15 protein-coding genes are annotated in these 17,209 nt (G+C 64.4%); all 15 read right to left on the bottom strand.

Annotated features, from left to right (window positions below; translation table 11 throughout):
* Positions 1-7: 7 nt before the first annotated feature.
* A complete protein-coding gene (gene ribD, locus D8W71_RS16550) occupies positions 8-1,072 on the bottom strand; it encodes a bifunctional diaminohydroxyphosphoribosylaminopyrimidine deaminase/5-amino-6-(5-phosphoribosylamino)uracil reductase RibD (protein ID WP_121114850.1) in 1,065 nt (354 codons plus the stop codon).
* A complete protein-coding gene (gene rpe / locus D8W71_RS16545) occupies positions 1,069-1,749 on the bottom strand; it encodes a ribulose-phosphate 3-epimerase (RefSeq protein ID WP_121114848.1) in 681 nt (226 codons plus the stop codon). Before rpe ends, ribD begins: the two co-directional genes overlap by 4 nt.
* Before the next feature lie 78 nt (positions 1,750-1,827).
* The gene (locus D8W71_RS16540; RefSeq protein ID WP_121114846.1) at positions 1,828-3,339 is read right to left on the bottom strand and encodes an RsmB/NOP family class I SAM-dependent RNA methyltransferase; all 1,512 of its coding nucleotides are present in this window, start codon (positions 3,337-3,339) and stop codon (positions 1,828-1,830) included.
* Positions 3,336-4,259 carry a methionyl-tRNA formyltransferase gene (gene fmt / locus D8W71_RS16535; RefSeq protein ID WP_201265107.1) on the bottom strand — a complete coding sequence of 308 codons (924 nt, stop codon included), beginning with the start codon at positions 4,257-4,259 and terminating at the stop codon, positions 3,336-3,338. Before fmt ends, D8W71_RS16540 begins: the two co-directional genes overlap by 4 nt.
* 85 nt (positions 4,260-4,344) lie before the next feature.
* Positions 4,345-4,995, bottom strand: coding sequence for a PadR family transcriptional regulator (locus D8W71_RS16530; protein WP_121119366.1), 651 nt, complete (start codon positions 4,993-4,995; stop codon positions 4,345-4,347).
* Between the two features lie 226 nt (positions 4,996-5,221).
* Positions 5,222-7,255 (bottom strand): primosomal protein N', encoded by a 2,034-nt coding sequence (locus D8W71_RS16525; RefSeq protein ID WP_442972055.1) that lies wholly within the window; start codon positions 7,253-7,255, stop codon positions 5,222-5,224.
* Positions 7,252-8,469, bottom strand: a complete 1,218-nt coding sequence (metK, locus tag D8W71_RS16520) for a methionine adenosyltransferase (protein WP_121119363.1) — start codon at positions 8,467-8,469, stop codon at positions 7,252-7,254. The genes D8W71_RS16525 and metK overlap by 4 nt, the downstream gene beginning before the upstream one ends.
* A 110-nt stretch (positions 8,470-8,579) precedes the next feature.
* On the bottom strand, positions 8,580-9,818 hold the full coding sequence (coaBC, locus tag D8W71_RS16515; RefSeq protein WP_121114842.1) for a bifunctional phosphopantothenoylcysteine decarboxylase/phosphopantothenate--cysteine ligase CoaBC: 1,239 nt from the start codon (positions 9,816-9,818) through the stop codon (positions 8,580-8,582).
* A gap of 22 nt (positions 9,819-9,840) precedes the next feature.
* Entirely contained in the window at positions 9,841-10,146 is a 306-nt protein-coding gene (rpoZ, locus tag D8W71_RS16510; protein WP_121114840.1) for a DNA-directed RNA polymerase subunit omega, read from the bottom strand.
* Between the two features lie 81 nt (positions 10,147-10,227).
* Complete coding sequence (gmk, locus tag D8W71_RS16505; protein ID WP_121119361.1) at positions 10,228-10,824, bottom strand: guanylate kinase; 597 nt, start codon at positions 10,822-10,824, stop codon at positions 10,228-10,230.
* A gap of 31 nt (positions 10,825-10,855) precedes the next feature.
* Entirely contained in the window at positions 10,856-11,176 is a 321-nt protein-coding gene (gene mihF / locus D8W71_RS16500) for an integration host factor, actinobacterial type (protein WP_121119360.1), read from the bottom strand.
* A 160-nt stretch (positions 11,177-11,336) separates the two neighbouring features.
* A complete protein-coding gene (gene pyrF, locus D8W71_RS16495; protein WP_121114838.1) occupies positions 11,337-12,161 on the bottom strand; it encodes an orotidine-5'-phosphate decarboxylase in 825 nt (274 codons plus the stop codon).
* Positions 12,158-15,529, bottom strand: coding sequence for a carbamoyl-phosphate synthase large subunit (gene carB, locus D8W71_RS16490; RefSeq protein ID WP_121114836.1), 3,372 nt, complete (start codon positions 15,527-15,529; stop codon positions 12,158-12,160). The genes pyrF and carB overlap by 4 nt, the downstream gene beginning before the upstream one ends.
* Positions 15,529-16,665 (bottom strand): glutamine-hydrolyzing carbamoyl-phosphate synthase small subunit, encoded by a 1,137-nt coding sequence (gene carA, locus D8W71_RS16485; protein WP_121114834.1) that lies wholly within the window; start codon positions 16,663-16,665, stop codon positions 15,529-15,531. The genes carB and carA overlap by 1 nt, the downstream gene beginning before the upstream one ends.
* Entirely contained in the window at positions 16,662-17,207 is a 546-nt protein-coding gene (locus tag D8W71_RS16480) for a PH-like domain-containing protein (protein ID WP_121114832.1), read from the bottom strand. Before D8W71_RS16480 ends, carA begins: the two co-directional genes overlap by 4 nt.
* Positions 17,208-17,209: the final 2 nt, after the last annotated feature.

The following is a 17,209-nucleotide window of genomic DNA, read 5'->3' as shown; positions in this document are numbered from 1 at the left end:
TTCTTTTTCACTCCTCTTCGGCGAGACCGCTCGGGCTCGCTGCATGCTCGTCGCGAATGGGTGTTGCGTCGACGACGATGTCCGATCCGAGCGGGAGAACCCTCTCGATTCTGAACCTGCGTGCGTCGGAAATTGTTCCGACTCCTGCATTCTCCACGGCGGCAGCGCCAGAACCGAGGATCACGGGCGCGATGTAGGCCACGATCCGGTCGACGAGCCCTGCTGCCAGGAACGCGCCTGCCAGCCGAGGGCCACCCTCGACGAGCACATCGGTGTGATCGCCGAGAGCCTCGATCACCGAGTGCGGATCGCGCGTGCGAAGGAACAGCGTGGGCGCGTCGGAATTTCGGATACGCGCGGATCCGTCGATCTCACGTTCGCCGACTACCACCCGTACCGGTTGGTGCTCCGCGTTCGTGCCGTCGGGAAGTCTCGCCGTCAACAGCGGATCGTCTGCCTCCACGGTCCCGGTTCCCACGACGATCGCATCGAGCGTCGCTCGCTGAGCATGGACGTGAGCGCGGGCTGCCGGCCCGGTAATCCACTGACTCGTCCCGTCCTCAGCGGCGCTGCGACCGTCCAGACTTGCAGCATATTTGAGCGTGACGTGGGGACGACCGGTTCTCTGCTTGTGCAGCCACGCCCGCAGCGGTCCCCGCGACACGTCCTCGGACGCAAGCCCCGACTCGACGTCCACACCCGCATCGGTCAGCGTTCGCGCGCCTCCTTCGGCCACCGGATTCGGGTCGGAGACGGCGAAGATCACCCGGGCGATGCCCGCTTCGACGAGAGCTTGTGAGCATGGACCGGTTCTGCCCGTGTGATTGCAGGGCTCGAGCGTCACGATCGCGGTTCCGCCTCGGGCCCGTTGTCCTGCCTGTTGCAACGCAACAACTTCGGCATGGGGTCCACCTGGAGGATGCGTGGCGCCTACGCCGACGACACGGCCTTCGACGTCAAGAACGACAGCACCGACGGGTGGGTTGGGACTGGTCCGACCTCGCACCACCTCCGAGGCATCGACGGCGAGGGTCATCGCCTCCGCCTCGGTTACACGGGCGCCCGCCGTCATGTCAACGACAGATGCTTCGACGCGCCCGCTGCCTGCGCTCGTAGACCACGAACAGCCGCGGCGGGATCCGCGGTCCCGTATACCGCCGATCCAGCCACGAAGCAGTCGATTCCTGCCTCGGCGGCCTGCTCGACGGTGTCCACGTTGATTCCGCCGTCGATCTCGACGACCAGTTTCAATTCGCCCGAATCGACGAGGTTGCGCACGATCCGGGCTTTGCTCAGAACATCGGCGATGAACGACTGACCCCCGAACCCGGGCTCGACGCTCATGACGAGCAGTGTGTCGAACTCGCGAAGGATGTCGAGGTACGGCTCGATGGGCGTACCGGGCTTGACGCTCAGACCTGCTTTGCCGCCTGCCGCCCGGATGTCCTTGGCCACCGCGATCGGGTCGTCCGTCGCCTCGGCGTGGAAGGTGACGTTGTACGCGCCTGCTTCGGCGTACGGCGGAGCCCACCGCGCCGGATCCTCGATCATCAGGTGGCAGTCGAGCGGGATGTTCGTCGCCTTCAGCAAGCTCTGCACAACCGGCAGCCCCAACGTCAGGTTCGGCACGAAGTGCGCGTCCATGACGTCGACGTGCAGCCAGTCGGAACCGGCTACGGCCTCGGCTTCTTCACCCAGGCGAGCGAAGTCGGCGGAAAGGATGGACGGTGCGATCATCGGAGCTGCCACGATTGGACAGCTTAGTGGGTGTGATCGGAACGTCCTCCGGGGTGTGGTCGGAGCGTCCCGAACCCCAGGACGCGCCGTTCAGTCGACCGGACGCTGCAAGGCAGCGAGGAACATTGCATCCGTTCCGTGCCGATGCGGCCACAGTTGTACCGAGGTGCCGTCACCCAACTGCGGCACGCCGGGAAGGAGAGTGCGTGTGTCGAGCGGAACGACTCCGTGTCGCCGAACTGCGTCCGCGACCACTGCAGTCGTCTCCGACAGATGAGGCGAGCACGTCGAGTACACCACCACGCCACCGGGCCGAACAAGCGTCAGCGCGGAGGCCAACAGTTCCTTCTGCAGTGATACGAGGGCGGCGAGATCGGTCGGTTTGCGACGCCACCGCGCTTCGGGCCTGCGTCGAAGGGCACCGAGTCCAGTGCAGGGCGCGTCGACCAGCACTCGGTCGTAGCCCCCGTCCAGACCTGGGTCGCGTCCGTCAACGGTGTGGACGGTCACGGGCAGATCCTTGGTCGTCTTCGAGACCAGGTCAGCGCGGTGTGGAGTCGGCTCGACCGCATCGACTACAGCCCCGTCGATCGCGGCGATCGCGCCGAGCAACGCGGCTTTGCCACCTGGTCCCGCACAGAGATCCAGCCATCTACCGCCGTCTTCACCGATCAGCGGAGCAAGCGTGAGGGCACGGGCGACAAGTTGGCTGCCCTCGTCCTGCACCCCGGCGAGTCCGTCGCGCACTGCGTCAAGTTTCCCGGGATCGCCGCCGTCGAGGTACACGGCGTACGGCGAATACTTGCCCTCCTCGCCACCGGTGATCAGCGAGAGCTCTTCGGCCGAGATCTCGCCGGGCCGTGCGACGAGATGCACTGCGGGCCTGGCGTCGTCGGCCTCCAGTACATCGGCAAGCTCGGCGGCGTCTGCACCGAGAGAGTCCGCGAATGCCTGCGCGATCCACTTCGGATGCGCGTACTCGAATGCCAGGTGCCCGACCGGATCTTTCGACGCCTCGGGTGCGAGCTGGTCGATCCACTGCTCTGCGGTCTTCTCCGAGACGCGTCGCAGTACTGCGTTGACGAATCCTGACTTGCCCGTGCCGAACTCGGCACGCGTCAGGTCGACCGAGGTGGCGACGGCAGCGTGTGGCGCAACTCGCGTGCGCAACAGCTGATACGCACCCAATCGAAGGATGTCGATCAACCCACCGTCGATGTCGGCAATTGCCCTGCCAGAGCCACTTTCGATGACGGCATCCAGAAATCCGCGGGCACGCGATGTGCCGTACGCGAGTTCCGTGGCCAGCGCTGCATCCCTCGTGTCGAGCTTTCGATCACGCAGCAAACCGGGAAGCACAAGATTCGCGTAGGCGTCGCGCTCACGGACGGCCTTCAAGACATCCCGTGCAGCCAGCCTCGCTTTGTCGACAGGGGGCACCGACGCCGGACCGTTTCCGCGATTCGGCCGGTTCGCCTGGGGGTTGCGCGATCCCGGCGACCGAGTCGGACGCTTCCCGCCCCCGGTCTGTTTGCCGCCGCCGCTGCCGCCGCCGCTGCTGCCACCGCGGCGAGTGCGGCCCTTGTCGTTCTCGGAGCTCACAGGGCCACCGCCGTTTCGGTCAGACGAGCACCACGTGCCCAGTCGAGTGCCTTCATGGTCTTCTTCCCCTGGGGCTGGATGTCGCCGAGGGACACGGCATTGGTGGCTGTTCCCACGAACACACCGTCTTTCCGGACGAGAACGCGGCCGGGTTCGAGCTCGACATCGGCGAGTGTCACCGGCGCGACCTTGAGTCGGATGTCACCGATCGTGGTCCATGCACCGGGAGCCGGCGTCACCGCGCGAATATGCCGGTCGACGGCGGACGCTGACGCGGACCACTCGATGCGGGCAGATTCGACGGTGATCTTCGGGGCGTACGAGACGCCGTCGTCGGACTGCGGAATTGCGGATGCCTCGCCTGCTTCTATCGCGTCGAGAGTCGCCTCGAGCAAGAGTGCACCGCTGATTGCGAGACGCCCCAACAGGTCGCCGGATGTGTCGGATGCAGCGATGGATTCGGTGACCACACCGAGAACCGGGCCTGTGTCCATTCCTTCTTCGAGAAGGAACGTCGATGCGCCGGTGACGTCGTCACCTGCGGCAATCGCAGCCTGCACTGGCGCCGCGCCGCGCCATGCAGGAAGGAGCGAGAAGTGGAGATTGATCCAGCCGAACTTCGGAACGTTCAGAACCGGGCGCGGCAGCAACGACCCGTATGCCACCACAGGGCACACGTCGGGTTCGAGCGCGGCGAGCTGTTCGAGAAATTCCGGTTCGGAGGGCCGACCGGGCGTGAGTACGGGAATGCCGCGACTGTCTGCAAGCTGGCCGACCGGCGAGCGGTTGATTTTTCGTCCGCGCCCTGCGGCTGCGTCGGGCCGGGTGACCACGGCGACCACGTCGTGTTTTTCCGACGCGAGCAGTCGCTCCAACGACGGTACGGCCGGGTCAGGCGTGCCTGCGAACACAATTCGCACCAGTGGACTCCCAGAAATAGGTGGAACGGACTTCTCTCGAACCACCTATCCTAGGGAGTGCCTGTCGGCTGCCCTAACCGTCGTGTCATGCGTCGGGTTCTACGTTCTCGTCTTCCGCCAGAATTCGGTACAACCGACGACGCGCATCGGCGAGAACGTCGCTTGCGGCCTGCACCTGCGCGGGTGTTCCGACCGCGGCGACCTGACCCGCTGCACCCATCAGCAGTCCGATCAGTCCACGCAGATCCATGGCGTCGCCGCCGACACTGCTCCTGACGTCGTCCCACGGCGATCCGAGGTCGTCTCGGTGCTCTTGGACGTACTTTTTGCCCTCGGCCGTCAGTCGCGCGGTCTTGCGACCTTCGACTTTCTCGATGAGGACCAAGCCCTCGTCTTCCAATTGAGAGAGCGCCGGATAGATGGACCCTGGGCTCGGCTTCCATGCGCCTTCGCTCTTGGCGACAATCTGTTGGATGAGTTCGTAACCATGCATGGGCGACTCGTCGAGCAGTAGGAGGACAGCTGCTCGAACGTCTCCTCTGCGGCCACGTCCACCGCGACCTCGGCCACGACCGAGATTGCCGCCGGGTCCGAACCCACCCGGTCCGAACCCACCAGGTCCGAATGGACCCGGCACCGCGCCGAATCCTTCGCGACGGTGCGGCCCGCCGTGGCGCCCCCGCCTGCCGTGCTCACGTCCACCGTCGGGGATCTCGCTGTCCTGCGGAGTCCACATCGTGAAACCGTGGTTGCGCCGCGAACGTTCCGGCAGCCCGAATGCCGACAAACCCGGAAATGGCCATCCCCGCATTGTGTTGTTGTTTTCCATGTCCGTACTCCTTCAAGACTGTTAGTTGGACATATTGACGATATATCGGCAATGCAACTTTGACAAGAGTGCGCCCTGGCTTCGTAATTGCTCCCGGATTGGGTGGGGCGAGATAGACGTGCAGAAGAAGATGTCAACCAATACGAATCGGGTCGAACTGCACACGCACGGCCTCGGTGTTCTTACGCGCGCTGCTCGCCGCCTGGGAGTCCGCCAAGGACTTGGCGAGTGCGCCGCCTGCGCGACGCGGAACTCGCAGCAGGATTCGCTGAACATCTCCGGGAAGTCTGTCCTCGCCCCCGCCTGCCGGGAGTCGTTGCCCCTCGGGAAGCTCGACGGGCCCGAGAACCTCGGTACCGTCGGGCAGCGCGGTGCTCTCGACGAGCGCGGTGATAGCGGCTGTGGTTCCGTCCACCGCGGCGACGTGGACCGCGGGAGGGAACCGCACCTCGACCCGTTCGTCGAGCTGACTGCGCGCGTGGCCGACAGGATCCCACCTGACCAGAGCCTGAACCGTCGGAATCTCGGACTCGGCCACTACGACAACCCGTCCCCCATCAGTCCCCGATCTGACGAGTGCACCCGCGGTCATCCACCGTCTCAACGTCTCCTCGGCCGCACGCAGATCGGCGCGCCCGAGCAATGCCCAGCCATCCAGCAGCAGAGCCGCGCCGTAACCGCCTGGCGTCGACGGCTCCGCACCGACGGTCGAAATCACCAGCGACGCGCCGGCAGCCACCGAATTCAAGACAGCGGTGCCGCCCGAGGTGTGCACCGGCACACCGGGAAACGCGCGACCCAGCTCCTCGGCGGTCCGGTGCGCACCGATCACCACAGCCCGCAACGTCCGAGATCCGCAGACCGTGCACTTGTGATTGGTGTCCGCAATTCCGCACCACCTGCACGTCGGACTGCCTGCGCCGTCGGCGCCAGGCGCCGAGGGAAGTGAGAGCGGCCCGTTGCACCGTCGACATCGAGCGGGGTTGCGGCATTTGCCACAGGCCAACGACGGGACGTATCCGCCCCTCGGAACCTGGACCAGGACTCCCAGCCCGTTCTTCAGTGCAGACCTGGCTGCATCGAACGCGATTGCGGGCAATCGCGCGGCCCGCGCTCCCGGGTCGCGGGCAAGAGCGTGATCACTGTCGGCCAGCGCCACGATGTGAGGTTGCCTGGCTCGCACAGTGTCCCGAGGGGCAACCAGGTCGTGCGCCCACCCCGAATCGACGAGCGCCTCGGATTCCGCGCTCCTGGCATGCCCGGCGAGAACCACCGCGCATCCGGTTCCGTGGGCACGCAGCAGCGCCACCTCCCGTGCGTGGGGATAAGGAGAACGTGGTTCGGCGTACCCGTCGTCACCGTCGTCCCACATCGCCACGAGACCGAGATTGCGAACGGGAGCGAACACCGAACTTCGGGTACCTACGACGATCGAGACGTCGCGGCGTAGTGCTGCAAGCCAACGCCGGTATCGCTTGGCCGGACCGAGGCCCGCCGACAACGCAACGACTGCATCGGCACCTGCGATCGACTCACACGCACCGGCCACGCGGTCCAGATCTCGCTGATCCGGTACGACGATCACCGCACTCCGACCGGACGCCGCGGTGACGGCTGCGAGCTCGGCCAGCCGTGTCGGCCAATCCTCGCCGGGAAGCGCCTGCCACACCGCCCGAGGATGTCGCTCGGACCTCAGTGCTTCCACGAATGCACCGCCATGAGTGTAGGCCTCCCAGCCGGATGCCTCGATCTCGACTGCAGCAGGAGTGTCGATGGCCGTGGGAGTCTCGGGGACAGGTTCGGCCTCGACTTTCGCGTGGCGGGGCGGAACCGCCAACCGAAGAACGTCTGCCCTCGTCCCGGCATAGCGCTGAGCTACGGCAGTGACCAGTGCAGCGATTTCCGGAGTGAGTACCTGTTCAGCGGACACGACCCGGTCGAGAAACCCGAGCTTGCCCGGGTGGTCACTCGTTGCCACTCGTTCGATGATGTAGCCGTCCACCAACCGACCGGCGAATCGCACTCGTACTCGAACGCCCGGCTGCGCATCGGCGTCGAACTGCTCCGGAACCAGGTAGTCGAATTCACGATCGAGATGTGGAAGCGGCAAAAGGGGCAGCACCCGAGCTACGGGTAGCTCGGGTGCTGCTGTGGATACCGCGCTCAGGCGAGCCCTGCCGCCGCGCGCAACTTCTCTGCGCGATCGGTCGACTCCCAGGGCAGGTCGATGTCGGTGCGACCGAAGTGACCGTACGCAGCGGTCTGAGCGTAGATCGGACGCAGCAGGTCAAGATCACGAATGATGGCACCCGGGCGTAAGTCGAAGACCTCCGAGATGGCCGACTGAATTCGAGCCGGATCGGTCTTCTCGGTACCGAAGGTTTCGACGAATAGTCCGACCGGCGCTGCTTTTCCGATGGCGTACGCCACCTGAACCTCGATGCGATCGGCCAAGCCGGCTGCCACTGCAGTCTTGGCGACCCACCGCATTGCGTAGGCAGCACTTCGGTCGACCTTCGACGGGTCCTTGCCGGAGAACGCGCCGCCGCCGTGACGAGCCATGCCGCCGTAGGTGTCGACGATGATCTTTCGGCCGGTCAAGCCCGCGTCGCCCATCGGTCCGCCGAGGACGAACTTACCCGTCGGGTTGACGAGCAACCTGACGTTGGACGTGTCGAGAGAGGGAACGTCGATCTCGGCGAGCACGGAGCCGAGCACCTTCTCGCGAATGTCGGGGGTCAACAAATTGTCCAGGTCGATATCGGCAGCGTGCTGGGTCGAGATCACCACGGTGTCGAGCCGAACCGCGTTGTCGCCGTCGTATTCGATGGTGACCTGAGTCTTACCGTCCGGACGCAGGTACGGCAGAACACCGGACTTGCGGACCTCCGTCAGCCGTCGCGACAAACGGTGCGCGAGTGCGATCGGCAGTGGCATCAACTCAGGGGTGTCGGTGTTGGCGTAGCCGAACATCAGACCCTGGTCACCCGCGCCCTGACGGTCGATCTCGTCGTCGGACAGCCCTTCGACACGAGCTTCGTGCGAATGGTCGACGCCTTGCGCGATTTCCGGGGACTGCGCACCGATGGCCACGTTGACGCCGCACGAATTTCCGTCGAAGCCCTTCGCCGACGAGTCGTACCCGATCTCGAGAACCTTCTCGCGGACGATCCTGGGGATGTCCGCCCATGCGGTGGTGTTGACCTCACCCGCGACGTGCACCTGTCCGGTGGTGACGAGCGTCTCGACGGCTACCCGTGAACGCGGATCCTCGGTGAGCAGCGCGTCGAGAATCGAGTCGCTGATCGCGTCGCAGATCTTGTCTGGATGGCCCTCTGTTACCGACTCGCTGGTGAAGAGCCGACTGCCGGACTTGCTCACGGATTTCCTCTCGACGTGTGTCATCGCATTCGCTTCGGTGACGCGTTGTTCATGGGCACTGGGCGCACAACGACCTTAGTCGCGGAAACTGCGCGTGTGTACCTTCCAAATCACTGCTGATTCGAAGTCGAATCGAGGACGGCGACCACTGCGTCCAGGACTCGACCGGCAAGCAAGGCCTTCGACCCCTCCCCCAGCGCCGACTCGGAACCGTCCGAGCCGAGCAACCATCCGTTGTTGTGATCGACCTCGAAAGCCTTACCGTCGCCGACGGCGTTGACCACGAGCAGATCACACCCTTTTCGCGCCAACTTCGCGCGGGCATAGGTCAGCACGTCGCCGTGTTCGTCACCGGTCTCTGCCGCGAAACCGACTATCACGGTTGACGTTTCGATGCTCCCCGAGCGTCGTGCATCGACGAGGCCCGCAAGAATGTCGTCGTTCCGAACCAGAGGAATGGAGTCGGGTTCGTTCGCGCCCTTCTTGATCTTGCTGCCGGCGATGGTGGCCGGTCGGAAATCCGCAACGGCTGCAGCCATGACGATCGCGTCGGCCTCGGGGGCGAACTTCCGGACCGCCGTCTGCATCTGCTGCGCAGTCTTCACATGAACCACGTCGACTGCTGCGGGATCGGGCAGCTCGGTGGTGAAACCTGCAATCAGCGTCACGTCCGCACCGCGCTGCGCGGCCACGCGCGCCAGCGCGTAACCCTGCTTACCGGAGCTTCGGTTGCCGAGAAAGCGGACCGGGTCGAGAGGTTCACGAGTTCCGCCCGCGGTAACGACGACCTTGCGACCGACGAGGTCGCGGGGCAGCGCGTCGGCGCGCTCGACGAGGAGCATCGCAAGCCCGAAGATCTCGTCGGGCTCGGGCAGACGGCCGGAGCCGGTGTCGCGACCGGTCAGACGACCCGAGGCAGGCTCGAGTACGACGACCCCCCGGCTACGCAGCGTGTCGACGTTCGCGGCGGTGGCAGGGTGCTCCCACATCTCGGTGTGCATGGCTGGTGCGAGCAGCACAGGACAACGGGCCGTAAGCAAGGTGGCCGAGAGCAAGTCGTCGGCACGTCCGCCCGCTAGTCGGGCAAGGAGGTCGGCAGTAGCAGGCGCAACGACCACCAGGTCCGCTTCCTGCCCGAGTCGAACATGAGGTACCTCGGGAACATCCGCGAACACACCGGTATGCACCGGACTTCCCGACAGCGCTTCGAATGTCGCCCGTCCGACGAACTCGAGAGCGGATTCCGTCGGAACGACCCGAACGTGATGGCCGTTCTCGGTGAAGCTGCGGATGAGTGAACAACTCTTGTAGGCGGCGATTCCGCCACCTACCCCGACGACTACGCGCAACGGCTCAGGTCCTTATCGGTTCTTATTCGCCCTCGGTGTGCTCGAGGAGATCTTCGTGGATCTCACGCAGAGCGATCGACAGCGGCTTCTCCTGCAGACCCGGCTCGACGAGTGGGCCGACGTATTCGAGAATTCCGTCACCGAGCTGGTTGTAGTAGTCGTTGATCTGACGCGCACGCTTGGCGGCGTAGATCACGAGGGCGTACTTGGACGACGTACGAGCGAGAAGCTCGTCGATCGGTGGGTTGGTGATGCCGAGCGGCGTGTCGTAAGCCGGAAGTACGCTGTGCGCATCGAAATCGGATCCGGCCACTGAAGTGCTGCTCACTATTGATCTCCTGAAATTGCATCGTTGAAGTGCTGCGAAAACGCTGTACGGCGACTACCGGAAGCGTCGAATCGGATGACATCAACCGACCGACGACCTACCGACCAACAAGGATACCAACTCTTCGCACGAATGGTCGACATCGGTATTGACAATGACCGTGTCGAACTCGTCCTGAGCCGCTAGTTCGACCTTCGCGGTCTCGAGTCTGCGCTGCGTGACTTCCGACTCCTCGGTCGCGCGCGAGGTCAATCGTTGCACCAAATCGTCCCAGGTGGGAGGGGCCATGAATACGAGAGTTGCCTCGGGCTTGGAGACGCGCACGGCTCGCGCACCGGCGAGATCGAGCTCGAGCAACACCGGCTTGCCTGCCTCCAGCGCTCGATCGACCGGCTCCGACGGCGTACCGGAACGGTGGAGGCCGCTGTGCACGCTCGCCCATTCCAAAAGCTCGCCCGCTTCGATCATGCGATCGAATTCCGATGCGGTGACGAAGTGGTAGTCCTCACCATCGATTTCGCCAGGTCGTGGGTCGCGAGTGGTGACCGACACGCTGAACCACAGTTCGGGCAGTGCACGGCGCAGTACCCGCACCACACTCGATTTGCCTACACCGGAGGGACCGGCCAAAACAATCAGCCGGCCCCTCCCGTGCGGCGACGCGTCACCGTCGGACACGTGTACCAACTCCGCTTGTCATGAGTTCCTATCAGGATTCGAAGTCGAACTTGGTCAACAAAGCTTTGCGTTGGCGATCGCCGAGGCCACGCAGACGCCTCGACGGCGCAATCTCCAGCTCGGTCATCAATTCCTGCGCCTTGACCTTACCCACTTTCGGCAGAGCCTCCAGCAAGGCGGACACCTTCATCTTGCCGAGAATTTCGTCGGATTCGGCGTCGGAAAGCACCTGCTTGAGGTCGGTACCGCCTCGTTTGAGACGCTCCTTGAGCTCGGCTCTGACCTTACGGGCGACAGCCGCCTTCTCCAGCGCCGCTGTGCGCTGCTCTGGGGTCAATTGTGGAAGCGCCACGGTTCCTCCGTATCGATCGTCGGTGAACAAGTGCAACTTTTACTAGCAGTGCACATCGCTGCTGTAGGACCAGCGGGTGTTCGATAACTACAGCGACGGTACCGACGGATACGCCCCGCCGCTAATCCACCCCCGACACCGGTGAGCGTTCGACGATCGTCTATGAAAGAGCCGCTTCGATCTCGTCGCGAAGTGTTCTTGCGGCGTCTTGTACGGCTCCGACCGACGGTCCTGCACCGAGAACGCCGCGAGACGAATTCGGTAGGAGCAAGTCGAGAGAACCATCGAAAATCTGCGCCAGATCCTCGACGGTCGCACCTTGCGCGCCGAGGCCCGGTGCGAGGATCGGGCCGTCGAACGAGGACAAGTCGAGTCCGTGGTCTCTGGTGGCCCCGACCACGAGACCGACCGTCGCCGCACGTGCAAGGTTGACCTGAGCGGCGCCGTCGACGATCGACTGAGCGACGGTGCGTCCCGATGCATCCGACAGCTGCACCCCAGCCCCCTCCGGATTGGACGTCCGGGCCAGAACGAAGACCCCTCTGTTCCCCTCCTGCGCGACCGAAAACGTCTCGCGCAGCGAGTCGAACCCGAGGTACGGAGACACCGTCACCGCATCGGAGGACAAGGTCGAGTCGGGTCCGAGCCACGTCTGTGCGTACGCGCTCATGGTGCTTCCGATGTCGCCACGTTTGGCATCCGCGATGACGAGTGTGCCCGCATCACGCAACACCGAAATTGTGCGTTCCAGCACCGCGTAACCGGCGCTCCCGTACGCCTCGAAGAACGCCACCTGCGGTTTGACCACGGCAACTTCGCCGACGAACGCCTCGACGCAGATCTCGGCAAACGCTTCCAGCCCATCGGCGTCCGGAGTGAGACCCCATCGTTCGAGCAACTCCGGATGTGGATCGATACCGGCGCACAGCCGGCCCCGAGCGGCGATAGCCGCTCGAAGCGTGCCCAGCCAGCTGTCGTCGCTCATGCGGATCCGGCACCCGCGGTGAGCACTGCGTGCAAGTCCTGCAGCGAGCGCACGCCGATCCCGCCCGCGATACCTGCCTCGATGCCCTGTACGGCCGCCGATGCGCCCTGCACTGTCGTGATACACGGAATGTTCTGTGCCACAGCCGCGCTACGAATCTCGTATCCGTCGACGCGCGGACCGGAATTGCCGTACGGAGTGTTGATCACCATTGCGACATCGCCTGCGAGGATGCGATCGACGATCGTCACCGCACCGGCCGGCACGTCTTCACCCGATTGCTTGAACACCTGCTCGCAGTCGATTCCGTTGCGTCGCAGCACCTCGGCGGTGCCCTCCGTCGCGAGAATCGTGAACCCGAGGTCCGCGAGCCGTTTGACGGGGAAGATCAACGACCGCTTGTCCTTGTTGGCAACCGAGACGAACACCGCACCCGAGGCGGGCAGCGATCCATACGCTGCCGTCTGACTCTTCGCGAACGCGGTGCCGAAGTTGGAGTCGATGCCCATGACCTCACCGGTCGACTTCATTTCGGGGCTCAGAAGCGTGTCGACACCGGTTCCGTCCGCACGACGGAACCGGTTGAACGGTAGGACTGCTTCCTTGACGGCGATGGGTGCGCCCTGCGGAGTGGTTCCGCCGTCTCCGGTGGCGGGCAACATTCCACTTGCCCGAAGATCTGCGATCGACTCGCCGAGCATGACGCGGGCGCACGCCTTGGCCAGTTGGACCGCAGTGGCTTTGGACACGAACGGGACAGTCCGACTCGCCCGTGGGTTGGCCTCCAGCACATAGAGGATGTCGTCCTTGAGCGCGTACTGGACGTTCAGCAGACCTTTCACTCCGATGCCCTTGGCGAGCAACTCGGTCGAACGGCGGACGTTGTCGATGTCGGAGCGTCCCAACGTGATCGGCGGTAGAGCGCAGGCCGAATCGCCGGAGTGGATGCCGGCTTCCTCGATGTGTTCCATGACGCCGCCGAGGTAGACCTCGGTTCCGTCGCACAGCGCGTCCACGTCGATCTCGACCGCGTCTTCGAGGAACCGGTCGACAAGGACCGGTCGGTCGTGGGAGATCTCGGTGGCGCGTGAGATGTAGTCGGCGAGGGAGGCCTCGTCGTAGACGATCTCCATACCGCGGCCACCGAGTACATACGACGGACGAACCAGAACGGGGTAACCGATGCCGTTGGCGATCTCACGGGCTCCGTCGAAGGTCGTCGCCGTACCGAACTTCGGTGCAGGCAAACCGGCTTCGGTGAGTACACGTCCGAACTCGCCACGGTCCTCGGCGAGATCGATCGCTTCGGGGCTCGTACCGACGATCGGCACGCCCGCGGCCTTCAGTCGCTTGGCGAGGCCGAGCGGAGTTTGCCCACCGAGCTGGACTATGACGCCGCGGACCGTGCCGGATGCTGCTTCCGCGCGGTAGACCTCGAGCACGTCCTCGAACGTGAGCGGCTCGAAGTACAGGCGATCAGCGGTGTCGTAATCGGTGGAGACCGTCTCGGGGTTGCAGTTGACCATGACGGTCTCGTAACCGGCCTCCGACAACGTCTGGGCCGCGTGGACGCACGAGTAGTCGAACTCGATTCCCTGTCCGATGCGGTTGGGCCCCGAGCCGAGAATGAGAACCTTCTCACGCACGCGTTGCTCCGCGACCTCGGATTCGGCTTCCGGATCGAGTTCGTAGGTGCCGTAGTGGTACGGAGTCTTGGCCTCGAACTCGGCGGCGCAGGTGTCGACCGTCTTGTAGACCGGGTGTACTCCGAGTTCGTCGCGCAGCGCTCGGACGCCGTCCTCGTCGACGAGTTCCGGTCGCAGTGCGGCGATCTGACGATCGGACAGACCGTGGTACTTGGCCTGACGCAGGAGAACCTCGTCGAACTTCTCGGCGGCGCGGAGCTCGTTGCCGAGTTCGTGAATCTGCTGGAACTGATCGAGGAACCACGGATCGATCTTGGTGGCGTCGAAGAGCTGTTCCAGCGTTGCTCCGAGAGCGAACGCCTTCTCGATTCCGTACATGCGGCCGTCCTGCGGAACGGACAGATCGGCGAGCAGCGCTTCCAAGCTTTCGGCTGAGTCATCCCCCGTCGCGTCGCTCGGCCAGGTCACCTCGGGGCCGGTCCAGTAGCCGGCCCGCTTGGTCTCGAGCGACCGCATGACCTTGCCGAATGCCTCGGTGAAGTTGCGCCCGATCGACATCGCCTCACCGACGGACTTCATCGTGGTGGTGAGAGTGCCGTCTGCACCGGGGAACTTCTCGAACGCGAACCGCGGCGCCTTGACGACGACGTAGTCGAGCGTCGGCTCGAAGCAGGCCGGGGTTTCCTTGGTGATGTCGTTGACGATCTCGTCGAGCGTGTATCCGATGGCGAGCTTGGCGGCCATCTTCGCGATCGGATAGCCGGTCGCCTTCGACGCCAACGCAGACGACCGCGACACCCGTGGGTTCATCTCGATGACAACGAGTCGACCGTCGGCGGGGTCCATCGCGAACTGAATGTTGCATCCACCTGTGTCGACGCCGACCTCCCGCAGGATGTCGATCGAGAGATCGCGCATCTTCTGGTATTCGCGGTCGGTGAGCGTCATCGCCGGGGCAACGGTGACCGAGTCACCGGTGTGGACACCGACGGGATCGACGTTCTCGATGGAACACACGATGACCACGTTGTCGCGGCCGTCCCGCATCAGCTCGAGTTCGTATTCTTTCCACCCGAGGATCGACTCCTCGATGAGGACGTTCGCAGTCGGCGACGCCGCGAGACCCCCGCCTGCGATACGGGTCAGGTCGGCGTCGTTGTACGCCAACCCCGAGCCGAGACCGCCCATGGTGAACGACGGACGCACGACCACGGGGAAGCCGAGTTCGGCTACCGTCGCACGCACCTCGTCCATCGTGTAGCAGACTGCCGACTTCGCCGACTCGCCGCCGACCTTGGCCACGATGTCCTTGAACTTCTGACGGTCTTCGCCTCGCTGGATGGCGTCGAAGTCTGCGCCGATCAACTCGACGTCGTACTTCTCGAGGATTCCCTGCTCGTGCAGAGCAACCGCAGCGTTGAGCGCTGTCTGGCCGCCGAGCGTCGCGAGAACTGCGTCGACCGGGTGGCCCTGCAATGCTTCGCGGGCGAAAATCTTCTCGATGAACTCGGCGGTGATCGGCTCGACGTAGGTGGCGTCGGCGAATTCGGGGTCGGTCATGATGGTCGCCGGGTTGGAGTTGACCAGGCTGACACGCAGCCCCTCCTCGCGAAGAACTCGGCACGCCTGGGTTCCTGAGTAGTCGAACTCGCAGGCCTGTCCGATGACGATCGGCCCCGATCCGATGACCAGGACATGTCCCACATCACTGCGGCGTGGCATTACTTGTCAACTCCCTCTAGCACTGATGTGAAACGGTCGAAGAGGTACGCGGCATCGTGTGGCCCTGCCGCGGCCTCGGGGTGATACTGCACCGAGAAAGCACTGCCGCCGATCAATTCGACGCCTTCGACGGTGCCGTCGTTGGCGCACGTGTGGCTGATGCGCGCACGTCCGAAGTCGGTGTCGAATTCCTCACCGGCCTCGCCTTCGAGTGCGAACCCGTGGTTCTGCGCGGTGATGGCGATGCGTCCGGTGGTGTGTTCGACAACCGGGATGTTCATGCCGCGGTGGCCGAACTTCATCTTGTAGGTCGAGCGACCGAGTGCGCGACCGAGAATCTGGTTGCCGAAGCAAATGCCGAACAGCGGCAACTCGCGGCTCAGCACCTCACGGGTGAGCGCGACGTTCGCATCGGCGGTTGCCGGGTCGCCGGGGCCGTTGGACAGGAAGACCCCGTCGGGGTTCAGTTCGAGAATCTGCTCGATGCTGGTCGCGGACGGAACTACGTGGACGCGAATTCCGCGCTCGGCGAACATACGCGGGGTGTTGGTCTTGATGCCGAGATCGACTGCGACGACGGTGAATCGTGCTTCTCCGCCGACAGGTTCGATGGTGTACCCGGCGGCGGTCGTCACCTCGCTTGCCAAGTCGGCACCCAGCATCGACGGCTGGCCGAGAACCTGCTCGAGCATCTCGTCCTGCGTTCCGAGGGCGTCGCCGGAGAACACGCCCGCTCGCATCGAACCGCGCGATCGTAGGTGTCGTACCAGCGCGCGGGTGTCGATGCCTGCGATGCCGACGACGCTCTGCGCTTCCAACTGGTCCTGAAGAGAGCCAGTCGATCGCCAACTCGACGTGCGCCGTGCTGGGTCACGGACGACGTATCCGGCGACCCAGATCTTGTTGGGATCCTGGGCGCTCGCCGCCTCCCCGTCCTCTTGGTTCCATCCGGTGTTGCCGATCTGCGGCGCCGTGGCCACAACGATCTGGCGGTGATAGCTGGGGTCGGTCAGTGTCTCCTGGTAACCGGTCATGCCGGTGCAGAAGACGGCTTCTCCGAGTGTCCGGCCCTGGGCGCCGAAGGTGGTGCCACGGAAGGTCCGGCCGTCCTCCAGAACAAGAACTGCGCTGCTCACGCGGTTGTCTCCTTCGAATCGTTCGAATCTGTGTCTGTGTCTGTGTCTGGGTCTGGGTCTGTGGGATCTGGGTCGACCCACTCGGGGTAGACGAGCTTGTCGTCGGCACGGAAGCCGGTGTCGATCTCGGTGCCGGTGGGAAGAACCCATCGGATGACCAGCAGACCGCCCTTGCTCATGACCTTGCCCGCAAGCCCTCGCTCGGTTCGAACCGCGCGAACCGATTCCTCTGGAATCCAGATGGTGGACTCGCCGGTTCGCTCGAGCAGAATGCCCTTGGTGTGCCGCGACAGTTCTGCGGTTGCTCGATGTCCGATGTCCCCGACGGCGATTCGATCCTGCCAACTCGGCGCGATAGTGCTGCCGACGTACAGTCCGGTCGACACACCGAGGACTGTCTCGCCGAGGTCGGCGGGAACGTCGGGAAATGTCCCGATCGAGTCGGCCTGTCGTTTCTGGCGTCCTCGCCATCCCCAGAAGATGAGCCCGATCGTCACCATCCAGAACACGATGAACCCGATGACGATGAATACTCTGTCCATGC

Origin of the sequence: Rhodococcus sp. P1Y, assembly GCF_003641205.1 — a bacterium.
GTDB lineage: Bacteria > Actinomycetota > Actinomycetes > Mycobacteriales > Mycobacteriaceae > Rhodococcoides.
Note: the sequence above shows the minus strand (reverse complement) of the source record. Positions and strands in the feature narration are given on the sequence as shown.